This is a genomic window from Sulfurovum sp., from assembly GCF_049668085.1.
GTDB lineage: Bacteria > Campylobacterota > Campylobacteria > Campylobacterales > Sulfurovaceae > Sulfurovum.
The window spans coordinates 1-15,015 of sequence record NZ_JBATIY010000184.1 but is presented as its reverse complement, the minus strand read 5'-3'; the positions used below and the strand labels follow the sequence as shown (position 1 = coordinate 15,015).

18 protein-coding genes are annotated in these 15,015 nt (G+C 37.4%); 4 read left to right on the top strand and 14 right to left on the bottom strand.

Annotated features, from left to right (window positions below; translation table 11 throughout):
• The 11 genes from WBM70_RS11155 to WBM70_RS11105 all read right to left on the bottom strand — a co-directional run.
• Positions 1-761: DUF58 domain-containing protein (locus tag WBM70_RS11155; RefSeq protein WP_424558576.1), on the bottom strand; the 761-nt coding region annotated here is incomplete at its 3' end.
• On the bottom strand, positions 762-1,733 hold the full coding sequence (locus WBM70_RS11150; RefSeq protein WP_424558575.1) for an AAA family ATPase: 972 nt from the start codon (positions 1,731-1,733) through the stop codon (positions 762-764).
• Between the two features lie 51 nt (positions 1,734-1,784).
• Positions 1,785-2,126, bottom strand: a complete 342-nt coding sequence (locus tag WBM70_RS11145) for a hypothetical protein (protein WP_424558574.1) — start codon at positions 2,124-2,126, stop codon at positions 1,785-1,787.
• A gap of 2 nt (positions 2,127-2,128) precedes the next feature.
• Positions 2,129-3,031: a VOC family protein gene (locus tag WBM70_RS11140; protein WP_424558573.1), complete on the bottom strand. Its 903-nt coding sequence runs from the start codon at positions 3,029-3,031 to the stop codon at positions 2,129-2,131.
• 144 nt (positions 3,032-3,175) lie between these two features.
• Positions 3,176-4,873, bottom strand: a complete 1,698-nt coding sequence (locus WBM70_RS11135) for an alkaline phosphatase family protein (protein ID WP_424558572.1) — start codon at positions 4,871-4,873, stop codon at positions 3,176-3,178.
• A 100-nt stretch (positions 4,874-4,973) separates the two neighbouring features.
• A complete protein-coding gene (locus WBM70_RS11130) occupies positions 4,974-6,551 on the bottom strand; it encodes an arylsulfatase (protein WP_424558571.1) in 1,578 nt (525 codons plus the stop codon).
• Positions 6,552-6,741: 190 nt separating this feature from the next.
• Positions 6,742-7,974: an ArsS family sensor histidine kinase gene (locus WBM70_RS11125; RefSeq protein WP_424558570.1), complete on the bottom strand. Its 1,233-nt coding sequence runs from the start codon at positions 7,972-7,974 to the stop codon at positions 6,742-6,744.
• Entirely contained in the window at positions 7,971-8,624 is a 654-nt protein-coding gene (locus WBM70_RS11120; RefSeq protein WP_424558569.1) for a response regulator transcription factor, read from the bottom strand. The genes WBM70_RS11125 and WBM70_RS11120 overlap by 4 nt, the downstream gene beginning before the upstream one ends.
• A 15-nt stretch (positions 8,625-8,639) precedes the next feature.
• Entirely contained in the window at positions 8,640-9,077 is a 438-nt protein-coding gene (locus WBM70_RS11115; RefSeq protein WP_424558568.1) for a Spy/CpxP family protein refolding chaperone, read from the bottom strand.
• Positions 9,078-9,289: 212 nt separating this feature from the next.
• Positions 9,290-9,715: a hypothetical protein gene (locus tag WBM70_RS11110; RefSeq protein ID WP_424558567.1), complete on the bottom strand. Its 426-nt coding sequence runs from the start codon at positions 9,713-9,715 to the stop codon at positions 9,290-9,292.
• 255 nt (positions 9,716-9,970) lie between these two features.
• Positions 9,971-10,432: a YchJ family protein gene (locus tag WBM70_RS11105; RefSeq protein ID WP_424558566.1), complete on the bottom strand. Its 462-nt coding sequence runs from the start codon at positions 10,430-10,432 to the stop codon at positions 9,971-9,973.
• 107 nt (positions 10,433-10,539) lie between these two features.
• Between WBM70_RS11105 and WBM70_RS11100 the strand changes: the two genes are divergently transcribed.
• Both WBM70_RS11100 and WBM70_RS11095 read left to right on the top strand, forming a co-directional pair.
• Positions 10,540-10,866 (top strand): hypothetical protein, encoded by a 327-nt coding sequence (locus WBM70_RS11100; protein WP_424558565.1) that lies wholly within the window; start codon positions 10,540-10,542, stop codon positions 10,864-10,866.
• A gap of 55 nt (positions 10,867-10,921) precedes the next feature.
• Positions 10,922-11,551 carry an alpha/beta hydrolase gene (locus WBM70_RS11095; protein WP_424558564.1) on the top strand — a complete coding sequence of 210 codons (630 nt, stop codon included), beginning with the start codon at positions 10,922-10,924 and terminating at the stop codon, positions 11,549-11,551.
• Positions 11,552-11,564: 13 nt separating this feature from the next.
• On the opposite strand, the gene WBM70_RS11090 is transcribed toward WBM70_RS11095, so the two are convergent.
• Positions 11,565-12,683: a DUF481 domain-containing protein gene (locus WBM70_RS11090; RefSeq protein ID WP_424558563.1), complete on the bottom strand. Its 1,119-nt coding sequence runs from the start codon at positions 12,681-12,683 to the stop codon at positions 11,565-11,567.
• Positions 12,684-12,891: 208 nt separating this feature from the next.
• On the opposite strand from WBM70_RS11090, the gene WBM70_RS11085 reads away from it, so the two are divergent.
• Entirely contained in the window at positions 12,892-13,128 is a 237-nt protein-coding gene (locus tag WBM70_RS11085; RefSeq protein ID WP_424558562.1) for a hypothetical protein, read from the top strand.
• Between the two features lie 25 nt (positions 13,129-13,153).
• Here WBM70_RS11085 and WBM70_RS11080 read toward each other — a convergent pair whose 3' ends face one another.
• Together WBM70_RS11080 and WBM70_RS11075 are read right to left on the bottom strand one after the other, a co-directional pair.
• The gene (locus WBM70_RS11080; protein WP_424558561.1) at positions 13,154-13,348 is read right to left on the bottom strand and encodes a DUF1289 domain-containing protein; all 195 of its coding nucleotides are present in this window, start codon (positions 13,346-13,348) and stop codon (positions 13,154-13,156) included.
• A gap of 24 nt (positions 13,349-13,372) precedes the next feature.
• Complete coding sequence (locus tag WBM70_RS11075; protein WP_424558560.1) at positions 13,373-14,689, bottom strand: MATE family efflux transporter; 1,317 nt, start codon at positions 14,687-14,689, stop codon at positions 13,373-13,375.
• A gap of 119 nt (positions 14,690-14,808) precedes the next feature.
• Between WBM70_RS11075 and WBM70_RS11070 the strand changes: the two genes are divergently transcribed.
• Positions 14,809-15,015: leucine-rich repeat domain-containing protein (locus WBM70_RS11070; protein ID WP_424558559.1), on the top strand; the 207-nt coding region annotated here is incomplete at its 3' end.

Here is a 15,015-nt window from a genome sequence, read left to right as displayed (position 1 = left end):
ACATCAACCGTATCAACACCATCGGTAAAAAACAAAGAACTGGATTTCACAAGTTCTTCTTCCATAGGATCATAGACAAGTACACCGATCACATCATTATGCATATTAATGCGGGTAATATGTTTTGCCGTCTCCTCATCTAACGCACGACCGTCACCTATGTGTACCACAAGGTCATCATGTTTTGCCAAAGTAGTGAGTATTTTGAGTGATTTAGCAAGATTACCTTTGTGGTTATCTGTATTATTGGCATGTAAAAGATGATTTTGTCTCTCTATCTCTGTCATGATCTGTACGACATTGTTTTTACTTGATGTAGCTTTAAAAAATTTGACCTCATCATTATTATAGACTACAGCACCAACCCTATCACCCATCTCAAGTCCCTTAAATGCCATAAGTGCAGCAGTATGTGCAGCAGAGACAGACTTCATCCGTGACTTAGAGCCAAAGAACATCGAGTTCATTTGAGAGACAACCAGCCATACATTACGATCACGCTCTTCGTTGTATACACGGATATAGGGCTTTCCTGTTCTTCTTGTGGCTTTCCAGTCCATATTGCGTGTGTCATCACCTTGCACATACTGTTTCATCTCTGAAAAGTCCATACCTCTGCCACGCATCCCTGATCGATGCCGTCCACTTAGCTTACTGAGTACGGCAGCATTGGGTCTGATGTTAAAATTTTTTGGCATATATCCAAACTTGAGCAGTTCATTCAAAGTGACATAAACACCTTCGTCCTGTGTTTTCATCATTTACGCCGGAAGTGCTACCAAACCAAGAACAGTGTCGATGATGTCATCATTACTAATACGTTCGGACTGTGCCTCATAGCTAGCAGTGATTCGGTGACGAAATACATCATGCAGTACAGCTCTAACATCTTCAGGAGTGGTATAGTCTCTGCCCTGTAGCCATGCATAAACACGAGAACACTGATCCAGTCCCAAAGAGGCTCTTGGACTCACGCCTATGTCAATATATGAAGCCAGTTTTTCATCATATTTTTCAGGATATCGTGTGGCAAACACCAGGTCAACAATGTACTGTTCTACTACTTCCGTACTTTTAACAGCAGCGATCTCATCACGTGCGGCAAAGATCATCTCCTGCGTGATTTTCTCTTCTTCAGCTTCTTCCTTTTTACCGCTCTTTTCTCCACGTACCAGTCTTATCACTTCTATCTCAGAAGCTGCGTCAGGATACGTAATGTTCACATGCATTAAAAATCTATCTTTTTGAGCCTCAGGCAAAGGGTAGGTTCCCTCTTGTTCCACAGGGTTTTGTGTCGCCATAACGATGAACAGTTTAGGCATTTTATGTGTTTTTCCTGCCACCGTAACCTGTCTCTCTTCCATCGCTTCAAGCATCGCTGCCTGCACTTTTGCCGGTGCTCTGTTTATCTCATCTGCCAAGATAATGTTCCCAAAGATAGGTCCTTCTTCAAAACGAAACTTATACTCACCGCCCTCTTCATACATATTTTCTGAACCTGTCACATCTGAGGGTAAAAGATCAGGAGTAAACTGTATGCGAGAAAACTTAGACTCTATCGTATCTGCCATAGCTCGTACTGCTCTGGTCTTAGCTAGCCCTGGGAGTCCTTCCACAAGTAAGTTTCCATTTGCCAAAAGCCCTATGATCAATCGCTCAACAATATTCTCTTGTCCAATAATAGAAGCATTCATCTTCTGTTGTAATAATTTTATAGATTCATAGGGTGTCACTTTACTTCCTTTATATATTGATCAATTTTCAGTTGAGACAGTATTCTTCTATCAACGTCTCATTCTCATGCCACCTGAAGGTCTACTCATAGGCCTTGTTGTTGGTCGTCCCATAGATGGCCTTGTTGTTGGTCTTGATGGCTTTGTCGTTGGTCTATCCGGTCTATGGATAGGATGTTCAGGTCTTGGTCTGTCAGGTCGGTTTGGAGGTCTATAGTTAGGTGGACGATAGTAGCCACCACCTCCATAGTATCCACCACCATACCCATAATATGGATATCCATACCCACCATATACACCGACACCTACCGTCGTTGTACCTTCACATCCTGTGAGAAATGCTATAGAAATAGCAACAAAGATAGATTTTTTCCACTTCAAAATACTTCTCATCACTATTCTCCTCCCTCTTCCCAATACTGAATGATCACTAGAGCACCTGTATTATCGGCTATCAAAGCAACATCCCCACCTGCTAATTCTTTATGCGGGGTAACGAGCACTTCACCACCTGAAGATTTTACTTTAGACATCGTTTCTTTTAGATCAGAAACCCTTATTGCTGGAACCCAGCGTGCTTTGAGCTCTTCTTTCGAAATATCTCTGATTCCTGCGCGCCATTTTTCTTTCTGCTTTAATATACGATACTCATCTTTCATTTCAGAGTTATCATATCCACCTATATGACGATAAAAAGTATAACTTTCTTTCGGTGTATTCGACCAAAGTTCATTCCAGAGCCAATCACCTGCTTGCGGTGTCATATCTTTTGGATCTCCATCTTTTGCATGTAAAAGTACGATCTGTGCCCCTTGAGGATCACTCACCAAGGCACCTCTTCCACGTGCTTGCATATCCACAGGTCCTTTAAGTACTTCTCCTTTTTTGAACTTAACATATCTTATCGACTTATCTACATCTGTTACCGATACAGTAGGTAACCATACTGCTTGGGCCTTCTTCTCCTCACCAGGTTTGATTTCCATCATACCGCCAATAAGATTTTTTTGATTAAAGATCTGTGTATAGGCTCTCTTCGTTTTAAAGGTCCATCCAAAAACATCTCCATAAAATTTTTGTGCAGCTTTCACATCATCTGTCAACAGGTCATGCCATACAAATTTACCCTGATGCCATTCACCTGTCACTGTTGATGTAATAGAAGGTAAGCTTTGTGGTTCTTTTTTTTGTGGTGTCTCTGTTATGTTCGCACACCCTGTAAACCATAGGGATGCTGTTAGCATCCCTATCCCAATTACAGATACCTTCATACTTCCTAATACCGATCTTTTTATCATTATATATCCTTTATTTTACGTGAGACATAAAACTATTTCTATTTAATTAATAGTGCCATTGTACATAGACTCTATTATAATTACTACCACCTTTGATACGCCAAAGAGTTAACTTTAAATTTCACATTTACATTTGATCTTTTTTTATTTACTTTCTAAAACTTCTTTTAATATCTTTCCATTGGCACCTGATGGTGGCTTCACATCCACATATGCACTCAAGGTTCTAGCTACATCTACAGTTTCAATTTTACGGTATAGTTTTTGGGGCTTAATATTTACGCCTGCAAAAATAACAGGTACAAAAGTATCATAATTCCAAAGTGAACCATGGGTACATGCTACAGTTAGACCGTCAAAATCATTGATGAACCAATTTGGCTCAAACAGTATAAATATATCTCCTGAACGTTTAACATTATGGCTATTTAAAATAAGACGCATATCTTCCGTATTGGCAACTCTACCTTCCATCAACGCAGTACTTGAAACTGCATTATTAACACCTTTAAACTTCATGAGCTCATTTGCAACAACTTCTTCTACTTGGGCAAGATCAAGTCCTTTTTCTTTTATGACTTCTTTGTTTAAGTAAATATAAGGAGGATTAAATGCCTGTATCAACTCTTTTCCGATACCAAATTCTTTTTTGAGTTTTTGTATACCAGCAGCTTTATCCCAGGTTTCTGGATCGACATAATCTGCTTCTATACCATATTTATTTACTTGTGGGGGTGCTTCTGGACCACCATGATCAGCAGAAAGCACAATAAGCGTATTTTTTAAACCGACCTTTTTCTCTACAAATGCAAAAAGTTCTTCCAATGTTTTATCTAGACGAAGTAAATTATCTTCTGCTTCCAAACTGGAAGGACCAAAAACATGCCCTACATAGTCTGTAGATGAAAAACTCACAGAAAGATAATCAGTCACATCATCTTTACCGATATCTTCATTCTCTATCAATTTCTTTGCAAAATCGAGGGTAAGGTCATCTCCTGCGGGGCTAAGGGTCAAGAAGGTAGTGAAATATTTACCATCTGCTGTACCGTATGCATGGGGAAATACTCGTCCAAACCCTCCTACAACAGTCTCCCAAGGTTGATCATCTTTATCTCCAAATATATATTCAGAGGGTTTATACATGAGTTCCCAACTCTTGCTCTCATATGCAAGCGCTGGTTTTGTCGCATTAAATGCATTTACCCATTCAGGATATTTATCATAGTAAAAACTGCTGGTTACAAACTCCCCTTTTGCTTTTGAAAACCAAAAAGCTTTACCTGCATGACCAGCCATAGATACCGCACCTCTGTCTTTTACAGATACACCAAAAACTTTTGCTTTTTTATCTGTATGGATGGAGAGTTCATCACTAAAGGTTGAAACAAGTATGGCTGCAGGTGAACGGCCATCACTTCTGGCTGCTCTTTGTGTAGGGTCAATCTCAGTTGATTTATCCACATCTGCCCCTGCTGTTAAGAGAGGATATCTTGCATCTTCTATGTTGTAAGTCATATGTCCAGTGGTTCTGTCAAACCAAACATTACCGATAAGTCCATGTCTTGAAGGATATGCGCCTGTAGCCAATGTGGTGTGCCCTACTATGGTTTCAGTATTTGAATGTGCATGATGTGCATCTTCATACACTATACCTTTGTTGTAAAGGTATTTAAACCCACCCTCACCCATTTTTGACATATATCGCCTAGGAAGATCCGAACGGAGTTGATCTACGGTGATTTGAAGTATAAGTTTTGGTGCTTCTGATGCAAAACTTGCATAAGGTAGAAATGCAAGAGAGGCTATAGCAAAAAAACCTCCTACAATTGGCTTTTTCATAACCATCCCTTAATTGTGTAATTTACTGTTTTAAATCCACCCTGATGGATTTAAAACAATCTTCCAAAGGATTTATCCTTTGGAAAATCATTATAAAATCTTAGTTAAAATTCGCTTTATCAAGCAATCTTTTTAAACCACCTTTGGCTTTCTGCATTTCAAGTGTACCGTACCCAATATTCCCGGCACTTAAAGAACTACCTGCCTGGAAAGGATATCCTTCAATAGAACCAAGGAATTTTTGGACAAACCCTTGTGCAGGTACCATCATCCACATATTGTCAGCATACCATCTTGTGTACATTGACGATTCTCGCTGTGCACTTTCAAAAGGGTCAGCTCGTAAATTAGTGATCAATGGCCATGCCGGTACTTGACGAAGTGCTTCGTTGATCGCACCTTTTTCGGTAGCAAATGCTATTTTCCAGTCATCCACACGAATGGCATTCAGCATACCACTTGCTGCAAAATAATAGATCTCTCTACGTGGACCTTTTTCAGCTTCACCTTTAAAGTACGGTGCAAAGTTATATCCATCCAAATGAACTCTAAAGTTCTTACCATTGGCCTTATATCCATCTTTTGAGGCTAATTTTTCTTTCACATCAGGTACACCGGCAGCTGCTAGAAGTGTTGGCATCCAGTCTTCCTGAGACATAATGTCATTATAAATAGTACCTGGTTTGATAGCTCCTGGCCATTTAACCATTTGTGGTACTCTCATACCACCTTCCCAAGTAGTACCTTTTTCACCATAAAATGGTGAAGCACCACCATCAGGCCATGTAAATTTCTCAGCACCGTTATCTGTCGAAAATACAACGATAGTGTTGTCTTCAACACCAAGTTTTTTAAGATGATCAAGGAAGCTTCCAACCATATCATCCAATTCTCTCATACCGTCTGCATAAAGAGAAATACCGGTAACACCTTGATATTTTTTCTGTAGACGTGTCCAAACATGCATACGTGTGAAGTTCATCCATACAAAGAAAGGCTTATCTGCCTTAACAGAACGTTCCATAAAGTCTTTTGCTGCAGCACCGAATTCATAGTCAACCGTTTCCATTCTTTTTCTTGTCAATGGGCCAGTATCTTCTATTTTCCCGTCTGCTTTAGAATGAATCACACCGCGTGGCCCAAACTTCTTATGGAACTCAGGGTCTTTCGGATAGTAGTAAGTCTCTGGTTCCTCTTCCGCATTAAGGTGATAGAGGTTTCCAAAGAATTCGTCAAAACCATGTGCCGTTGGCAAATGTTTATCTTGATCCCCTAAGTGATTCTTACCGAACTGACCTGTCATATATCCTTGTTCTTTAAGAAGATCACCGATCGTCGGTGTCCAGTCAGGGATACCATGATCTGACCCAGGCATACCAATAGTAAGTAATCCTGTTCTAAAAGGATGCTGACCTAAAACAAATGAAGCCCGTCCAGCTGTACAAGACTGTTGTGCATACATATCTGTAAATAAAGCACCATCTTTAGCTATACTATCTAAATTAGGTGTTTTATACCCCATCATTCCCTGATTATAAGCACTAGAATTATAATACCCAACATCATCACCCCACATCACTAAGATATTTGGTTTTTTAGCCATTAGCTGAGTTGGTACTACTGCTGTAGCCATACCAAAACCCAACGCCAATAATAGTTTCGAACTTATCTTTTTCATTTTAATTTCCTTTAATTTAAATTCATAATATCATTAATCCATAATATATCTATAAAAAAGATGAAATTAGTCAGAAATAATCAAAATGTATTAAAAAATCGCATAGACATAGTTTATGTAGAAGTATTGATAATAAATAAAATAAATATCTATTATTCTTAACTCTATTGGGCCTAAAACTTAATGGAGACTACAAACTTATTGTAAAAATATTTTTATTATCCATATACTTATAGGTAAGTTTTAATTTCAACATTTCCATAATATTATGAACAATATAAAGCCCTAACCCCAAGCCCTCTCCTTTTCCATGGAAAGGCAGACTATACTCTTCAATATTTGAGGTAAATTGTTTACCATTATTTGATACTGAGATGCCCTCTTTAGAAATGCGTATTTCTACACTATGATCAGGTGCATACTTCATAGCATTGTCTATAAGGTTTTTTAGGGCTAAAGGAAAGAGTGTAAAGTCGGTTGCAAGAATCAGTGGAGACTCTTCAATAATCTTTACTTTATCAGCCAGTGCTTCTTCATCCAAGATCATCAATTCTAATGCCTGTTCAAGAAGATCTTTTGCATTATAATTTACCAGATGTAGTTCATAGTGAGAGCTCAGCAGTTGTTCGATCTTGGAAAACTCATTGAGTAAAAGTTCCAAACGGTTGAAGACCTCTTCATAGCCATCTTTCAATTTTTCATCTTCTAAAAATGTGTTAAGTATCTTTCCTTTGCCTATGGGTGTTTTGAGTTCGTGCATAATGGTACGTAAAAAAAGTTGACGTGAGTTTATCAGTGACTCCAGTTTCCTTAGGGCATCATCAAATGCATTGGAAACTTGTGCAATCTCATCTTTTTTATTACTCTTTACTGAAACAGACAGGTCACCCTGTCCCACTTTTTTTATCTGACTTTGCAGAGATTTAAGCGGTTTTAAACTCTTGGTCAGCCAGACATAAAGCAGTATTAAAAATAGTAAAGAGAGAAAATAGCCTAAAAATAAGTTCCATGGTAAAGTTTGCTCTTGCTTATCCAAAAGAAGCAATTGAAACCTTGGGTTTCCCATAGAGAGATAGAACCTGTTCTTCATCCGAAGTACTTCAAACCTATGACGCAACACTTTTCTTTTTTTCATAACCTGTGCATTATGATGAATATGTTGTATCTTTCTTTTATCTGTGATAAGTCTGAAGTTGCTCTCCTTTAAGTAGAGTTTTACAGTGGCATCAGAAAAATCAACAGCACCTTCATGTCTCAAACTTTGTCTAAAATGCTTATGTAAAAAGAGTGAAGTCTGTGTATACCTTTTTTCTATCTGTTGTAAATGTTGTGATCTTTCGATGTAGAAAGAAGAAGCAAAAAATGCCGTGACAAACATGAGAGAGACAAAAAAGATAACTCGTATTTTAGTGTAAATACTCACGAAAGCAACCTGTAGCCAATACCGCGAACTGTTTTAAGTTCTATTTCTTCACCCAATTTTTTTCTCAGTCGATTAAGTATCACTGCAAGTGAACCGTCTGAGCCGAACTGAAATACTTCAGAGTCATAGAGTATCTGTTCTTTTGAGACCGTTGAGCCTCTGTGCTCTATCAGAAGTTTAAGTACCGCATACTCTGCTGCAGTAAGATCCAACGGTACACCATCTAAAAATACCGTCTCTTTTGAGGCATCCAGTATAAGACGGTACTTAGGTTCTTCTTGTGTATGATTTTTTTTATAACGACGCAAAAGAGAGATGATACGTGCATACATTTCCTGTGGATCATAAGGTTTTGGAAGGTAGTCGTCTGCACCTAATTGTAATCCTATGACCTTATCACTAAGATCAGAACGTGCTGAAGAGATGATGATAGGGATATCATACTTACTGACCACCTCTTTGCACACTTCCAATCCATCCATCCCAGGCAATGTAAGGTCAAGTATTAGCAGATCATACTTCTCAATACCTGCACTTAACCCAAGATAGGGATCTTCATAGTTAGTTACTTCAATATTATACTGTTTCAAATAAGCAGTAAGAAGTGATGCATAGCCTACATCATCTTCTATCATCATAATCTTTGTCATTGGACAATTATAACCTTATTTTTGTTTTTCTTTTAGAAGTGTTGCAAACTTCTCACGTTGTTCAGGTGTCAATATATTGATCGTCTTTTCAAATCCTTCTGCACGCTTTTCTATTCTACTTTGTGCTTTTTTCATTGCATCATCCATAAAAGCCTGTTTATCAAAACCTTCTGCACTTACATATGCTCCCATATGGGCCATTCCGCGTTTACCTTGTCTTTTTGATCTTATTTCTTTCATTTGAGCACGCATCCCTTGGCGGTTTTCTCTCAATGCACTCTGTTGTTCTGCTGTTAGGTCTAACTGTTGAAAGATCTCTTTCATAGCAGATCTATTCTCTATTCTTTTTTGACATTGCTTATCATCCTTCTTACAATTTGGACCTGCATGCACCGCAGTTGCTCCAACCAATCCAGTGATAGCTACAATTGTTAATACTTTTAATGTTTTCATTTTTATACCTTTAGTGTTAATGTAGTCTTTCGACACTGTAAGTATGTAATATGAAGTTAAACGAAGTTTTACTGAACTCTTAACGAAGTTTAACGAGATCAAAAAATAGTTATTTGAGATAAAATTTAAGAGGTTTTTAGAAAAATAGGGAATAGTTTAAAGAGGTATATGACCAGAAGTTTCTGGCCATACATTCATTCATATCGTTTTGATTAAGATACTTTTGCAGTAAGCGTACCACAGTTTGCAACTACATCGTTCTTATATGAATTTAATGTAGCTTCATCTTTGTTCTTCATCTCTTGATACTTTTGAGCAATTTTAATAGATGTTTTACACATTTCTACATTTTTGATCTTATCTTCAACACTCTTTAAAACAAACTTTGCAGCAAACGGGTTCATAGGCTGTTTTGCTGTAACTGCACCACAGTGAGCAACAACTTTGTCTTTATATACATCAAGTGTAGCTTGTGCCAGTGCATCAGATCTCATAGTCTCTTGATAACTATGTGCTTTTTTGATATACGCTTTACATAGTCTTTTATTTTCACTTTTAGAATCTACAGCATTAAATGTTGTAAGATCACCACTCATTGCGAATACGCTCATAAGAGCCAATAATATTAATTTTTTCATTTTCGATCCTTTTTCTCATTTATCTAGTAAAATATACTAAATAGATATTTATTTTTATAATTATTATAAGCTACTTAAATAACTTATACTGCCAGTATAGCAAATGAATCTTAAAATAATATAAAGTTATAGTTATGATAATTATAAGTACAACATATACACTACACTTGTTGAAGTTATCTTATCCTAGAGAAATGTAAGCCTTCTCTAGTCAATTTTATAGGGAATAGTAGAAAACGTTTATAGATTAGTAGTTTACTGTTTCAATCGAGGTAAACAGCAGCGTTTATATTTCAAGCCACTGCCACATATACATTTTTCATTGTTGCCAAAGGATACTTTATCTTCAAAGATCTCGCCATCGATATATTTATACATATCGTTGATCTTTGCAAAAGTTGATTTTTCATGATGCACATGCTGCACATGATCATAGATATAATAAGCTTTAAACTCAACCATATCATCACTAAAGTCGATGATCTCCAGATGCTGCCAAAAACTGTTATCGGCCCAGTCCTGTATAAATTTGAGTTCTTCGTCACTCCAAGTGTGATCATGAGTCGTAGCTTGAAGATAGTTTACATCGCCCAAACAGTAGGCACTATAACGTGACCTCATCAAAGCCAATGCGCTCGTAGGTACTTCCAATACTCTTAGTATGGGTTCACAACACTGTGAAAAGAGTAATCCGCTTTTACAATAACACTTATCCATCATCACTTTTTATCCTATCTATGGTTTTTCGCATCATACCATAAAAACTATTTTTATCTTTGAGTTAAATAAGTCTACTTTATGCTAAAATGAGACTAAAATTGCCTATGAGAGAAAAAATGGAAACAACAGAAATAGTAGAAACACTCAAAACACAGTATAACAGAGACTTGAGAAAGCAAGTGGTCAAAACCATTCAAAAAAATGAACAAGAGACAGAGAGACCCAATTACCAGATCATTAACCAGATCTTTACATACGTTCAGAAGGAACTTAACTGGAAACTTCCTGAAAATACAGAAGAGTGGGACTATACGCCTCTTGATATCATGAAAGAGGTTTTCCCTCATATAGAATCTACAAAATGGTATGACACTCAGATACTTACAGCCAAAAAAATGATAGATGCTATTAAAAAAGGCCAGAGAAGATAAATCGTTTTTGAATATCCATTATAATGAGCAACAATTTCATCTAAGGAGACACTAAATGCCGAGCAATAAAGATCTACCTCTAAACAATATCTTCATACCTTCAAAAGTAACTTCTAAAAAGCTTATGGTTATTCTTCATGGTCGTGGAGACTCATCTCGTGGATTTGCTTTTTTACCTCCCTACCTGAATATGGACGATATGAACTATCTTTTACTCGATGCACCCTATTTCTATTATGGTGGATTCTCATGGTATGATCTACCACCCAATCAATTAGAGGGTATTGCTTACTCCAGTGCTGTACTTGCAGACATCTTTGATATACTCTTTGAAGAAGAGTTCAATGCAGAGGAAAGCATTTTATTTGGGTTTTCCCAAGGTGCATTACTCACCTTCGAGTTTGGTGCAAGATACGAGAAAGTACTGGCCGGATACATCGCTGTGAGTGGATACATCTATGATCCGGAAAATCTACTTATAGAGATGAACCCGAATGTCAATACTTCCAACTGGTTATGTACACACGGAACCTATGATGATGTTCTGCCTTTTGACACAAGCAGTGCACAAATAGAATACTTACAAGATCAAGGATTTGACATCACATTCAAAAGTTATCCAAAAGAGCACTCTGTTGCAGAGGATGAATTAAAGATGATCTCTGAATGGATCAAATCCAGATAACCTGCTATACACTTTAAAAATCAAGGCCAAACAACAGTTTTGTTGTCTCTTTATTGTTACCCACGTTCGGATCAGGATTACTATCATTGATCCAGCCAAATGCCAACCTAACAGAGAAAAAATCAAAGAGCGGTACACTGAAGTTCAAATTTGCTCTAGATATCCAGTCTGCACTCGGATCCTCAAGCCTTGGAAAATACAAAATCCTCCCATCCACAATAAGCGTATTGATGTAGGAAAGATCATCAAACTGATATTTTCCTTCCAGACCAAGTGCTGCTGCAGCAAAGTTCTTATCTGAATACTCATCACCCGTATACTTGGTTGTCGCATAAGCCAGACCGATAGAAGGTTCTATCCATCTAGATTTATCCAGCCTAAATCTATAACCATAACCCACAGCAGGAATATAACGGTTTTTAATCTGTCTTGGACGATCATAATCACCCAAAATAGAAGCGTAATAATATTGATTGTTTTTAAAATGATTTCTGTAGATCAGAGCTGCCACAAGTTCATCTTCACTTTCTACTTCTGGTGTAGTTGGTGTTTCTGTGGTTTCAAATTCATAATCAATGGCAAACAAGATCTCATGTTCTGCCTGTTTATGTCGTAACTTCATTACAACATCAACATTATTCTTGTCACTCGATCCACTTTCATTCTCAAGACCTATATGAATACTCCCCTTCGTATAAGGAAATTTATTTCTTATTCTGTTTTCAAAAGAAGAATCATCGATCTCAGACATTACAAAATTGTCAATATCTGCAATTTTGATCGTTCTTTCATTCTCACCTTCAATCACTTTTATATATTCATTGTCTTCTATAGCTACAACACGGCCTTCTATATCTATACGTTTAAATGAAATATGATAAGTATGTTCTGTATTAATTGACTCTATGTCTTTATAGGCAATATGATTGATCCCCTCGCTGTAAAGTAATTTGAAGGAAAGTCTCTCTGGACCAAAGTTAGTCACCTGTCCATACAAAACCATACCACGAACTACAATAGTATCTTTAACCTCTGCATCTGCAGCAGTCTTTCGTGTATCTGCTGCACCATAAGAAAATAGTGTGAACATCATAAAAAATAAAAAGTATTTAGTCACATTTACGTACATCATTAAACCTTTATCAAATAAGTACAAAATACTATCCAAGCTCATAAAAATGCTCTATTCTCAACATGAACTCGTATCGTATTAATCTAATATATTATATTATCTTTTTCTTTCTTGAAAACCGGTCAGAGAAAAAATATAATTAAACCAATAGATTTACTTGACTTTAAAAATATATTTGGATACAATCCCGTCAATTAAAGGAATAGCCATGAAAAAAATATTAGAAAAAATGATCTTATTATCATTTATCACAGTAACAATGACATATGCATCTAACGAAAACAATATGAACACTATAGAGAATAAATCCAACACTACTATAGAAGCATCTTATCAACATATGAGTACAGAACAACTAGAAGAAGAAGTAGAAAAACGTAGTATAAGTGGAGACCTCTCTTTTTCCATGGGCTTGGAGTTATTAAAAAGATGGTCAAACAGTTAACACTCTCTATTGTATTATAAGATGATTACTTTTTAGAGGGTGTGGATTTTACAGCATGCTCTATTTTTCTTCTCTCAGCTATTTCCATCATCTCTTTCTTTTCTTCAATGCTTGCCTTGTTCCATAGACGCATATCATTAAAAGTACGAAAACATCCAAGACATATCTCTTCTTCATTAAGACAGCATTTCTTTATACACGGTTTGTTTATGTCTGACATATTGATATCCTACTTACATACATTTTAAGCCCCTAAGTACTTCAATTTTTTCTCTCCATACCACCATAAAAAGAGTGCTGAAGAGAAGATGATCATATCCAGTCCAATCCATAGAGATAAGATACCTAAACCTAACATCGCCAACACGGAAAATACCACCACTGGTGCGACAAGTTGTCTGTAGATACTTATGGGCATGATGACTGCTGGTTTACCTATACCTTGAAGCATGGCGATATAGATGAAGATAACTACAAAACCATACGAAGCCACCCCACTCACACGTAAATACAGTGCAGTTTGTTCTATGACAGCCAGGTCAGAGGTGAGCAATGAGGCAAAATAGTCTGCAAAGAGTAAAAATGAAGTTACGCCTATTGTACTCATGATCCATCCGTAGCGTATCGCCAAACGTAGCGTTGGCGTAATGCGTTCATAAGCTTTCGCACCGTTGTTTTGGGAGACTATAGCAAGTGTAGCAATGTTGAGCCCTATGACTGGCATAAGAAAAATTTGCTCAATACGCATCCCTATACCAAAGGCAGCCACAGCCTCTTTACCAAAAGGTGCCACAAAGTACGTGATAATATACATACCAAATGCCATCATAAACATGTTTACACTTGGTGGCAAACCTTGTTTAAACAGTTTTTTTATTACCTGACCGTCATATGTAAATGCTGAAAAACCACACCATAACTTCGTTTGTCTCACTTTGTATATCAAATAAAACATCGTGATCGCTTCAGCGATAATCGTTGCCAATGCTATACCGCTCACGCCCATCTTAAAGTACTCTATAAACAGATAGTCCAAAATGATGTTAAGGAATGCAGTGACGATGAGTACATTTCTAAACGACTTGGTATCTCCAACGGAGTTAAGCAGTGCATTAAAAAAGAATGCGCCAACAAAAAACACGGCACCATACAAAATGAGGTTGATATAGTCAAGTGTCTCTACCACATACGAAGGATCACCCAACGCTTCTACCAAGTATGGCACAGACAACACACCCAACACAGACAGTACCAAAGATAACAGTACCCCAAAAGCTATCGCGTTAAGTGCAATGTGTTGTGCTTTAGGTATGTCCTTCTCTCCCAAAGCATTTCCTACTAAAGAAGTCACCGCTTCAGACATCCCGATGCCTATGGCGAGTACCATGAAAAATACAGATGCTGACAAGGAAAGTGCTGCGAGTGCCTGGGTAGAGATGAGCCCAGCAAAAAAAGTATCGGTAACATTAAACATCGTATGAAAAAAGTACCCAACAACTGCTGGTACAGCCAGTTTCATGATATGTTGTTTGATGATACCCTGAGTTAGGTCTATGTGCATTTTTTGTCTTATTGTTAAATTGTGTTGATGGTACTTTATAGGGGCTTTGGTTTGGCTAAAGAAGTCAAGATCAAGACACTTTTGATATACTGCTCCCACTAAAATAAAGGTAAAAATAGATGAATGGATCTGTTATGGAGAAGATAGCTATATGTAAAGCCGAACGAATGCCATACCTCGACCTTAGCCATCTGGGACTCTCAGAGATCCCCCCTGAAGTCGGCTCATTAGTGTGGCTAGAACGTCTTTCTCTTTCTGGAAATCACATCTCAGATCTATCCGCTCTTACATCTCTCACAAAGATACATAAACTATCACTTTCACAC

Coding starts and splice junctions, on each gene's coding strand:
- WBM70_RS11105 (WP_424558566.1), bottom strand. CDS start 10,432: ATGGATAAGTGTTATTGTAAAAGCGGATTACTCTTTTCACAGTGTTGT.
- WBM70_RS11090 (WP_424558563.1), bottom strand. CDS start 12,683: ATGATGTACGTAAATGTGACTAAATACTTTTTATTTTTTATGATGTTC.
- WBM70_RS11080 (WP_424558561.1), bottom strand. CDS start 13,348: ATGTCAGACATAAACAAACCGTGTATAAAGAAATGCTGTCTTAATGAA.
- WBM70_RS11145 (WP_424558574.1), bottom strand. CDS start 2,126: ATGAGAAGTATTTTGAAGTGGAAAAAATCTATCTTTGTTGCTATTTCT.
- WBM70_RS11100 (WP_424558565.1), top strand. CDS start 10,540: ATGAGAGAAAAAATGGAAACAACAGAAATAGTAGAAACACTCAAAACA.
- WBM70_RS11120 (WP_424558569.1), bottom strand. CDS start 8,624: ATGACAAAGATTATGATGATAGAAGATGATGTAGGCTATGCATCACTT.
- WBM70_RS11135 (WP_424558572.1), bottom strand. CDS start 4,873: ATGAAAAAGCCAATTGTAGGAGGTTTTTTTGCTATAGCCTCTCTTGCA.
- WBM70_RS11130 (WP_424558571.1), bottom strand. CDS start 6,551: ATGAAAAAGATAAGTTCGAAACTATTATTGGCGTTGGGTTTTGGTATG.
- WBM70_RS11110 (WP_424558567.1), bottom strand. CDS start 9,715: ATGAAAAAATTAATATTATTGGCTCTTATGAGCGTATTCGCAATGAGT.
- WBM70_RS11115 (WP_424558568.1), bottom strand. CDS start 9,077: ATGAAAACATTAAAAGTATTAACAATTGTAGCTATCACTGGATTGGTT.
- WBM70_RS11075 (WP_424558560.1), bottom strand. CDS start 14,689: ATGCACATAGACCTAACTCAGGGTATCATCAAACAACATATCATGAAA.
- WBM70_RS11140 (WP_424558573.1), bottom strand. CDS start 3,031: ATGATAAAAAGATCGGTATTAGGAAGTATGAAGGTATCTGTAATTGGG.
- WBM70_RS11095 (WP_424558564.1), top strand. CDS start 10,922: ATGCCGAGCAATAAAGATCTACCTCTAAACAATATCTTCATACCTTCA.
- WBM70_RS11085 (WP_424558562.1), top strand. CDS start 12,892: ATGAAAAAAATATTAGAAAAAATGATCTTATTATCATTTATCACAGTA.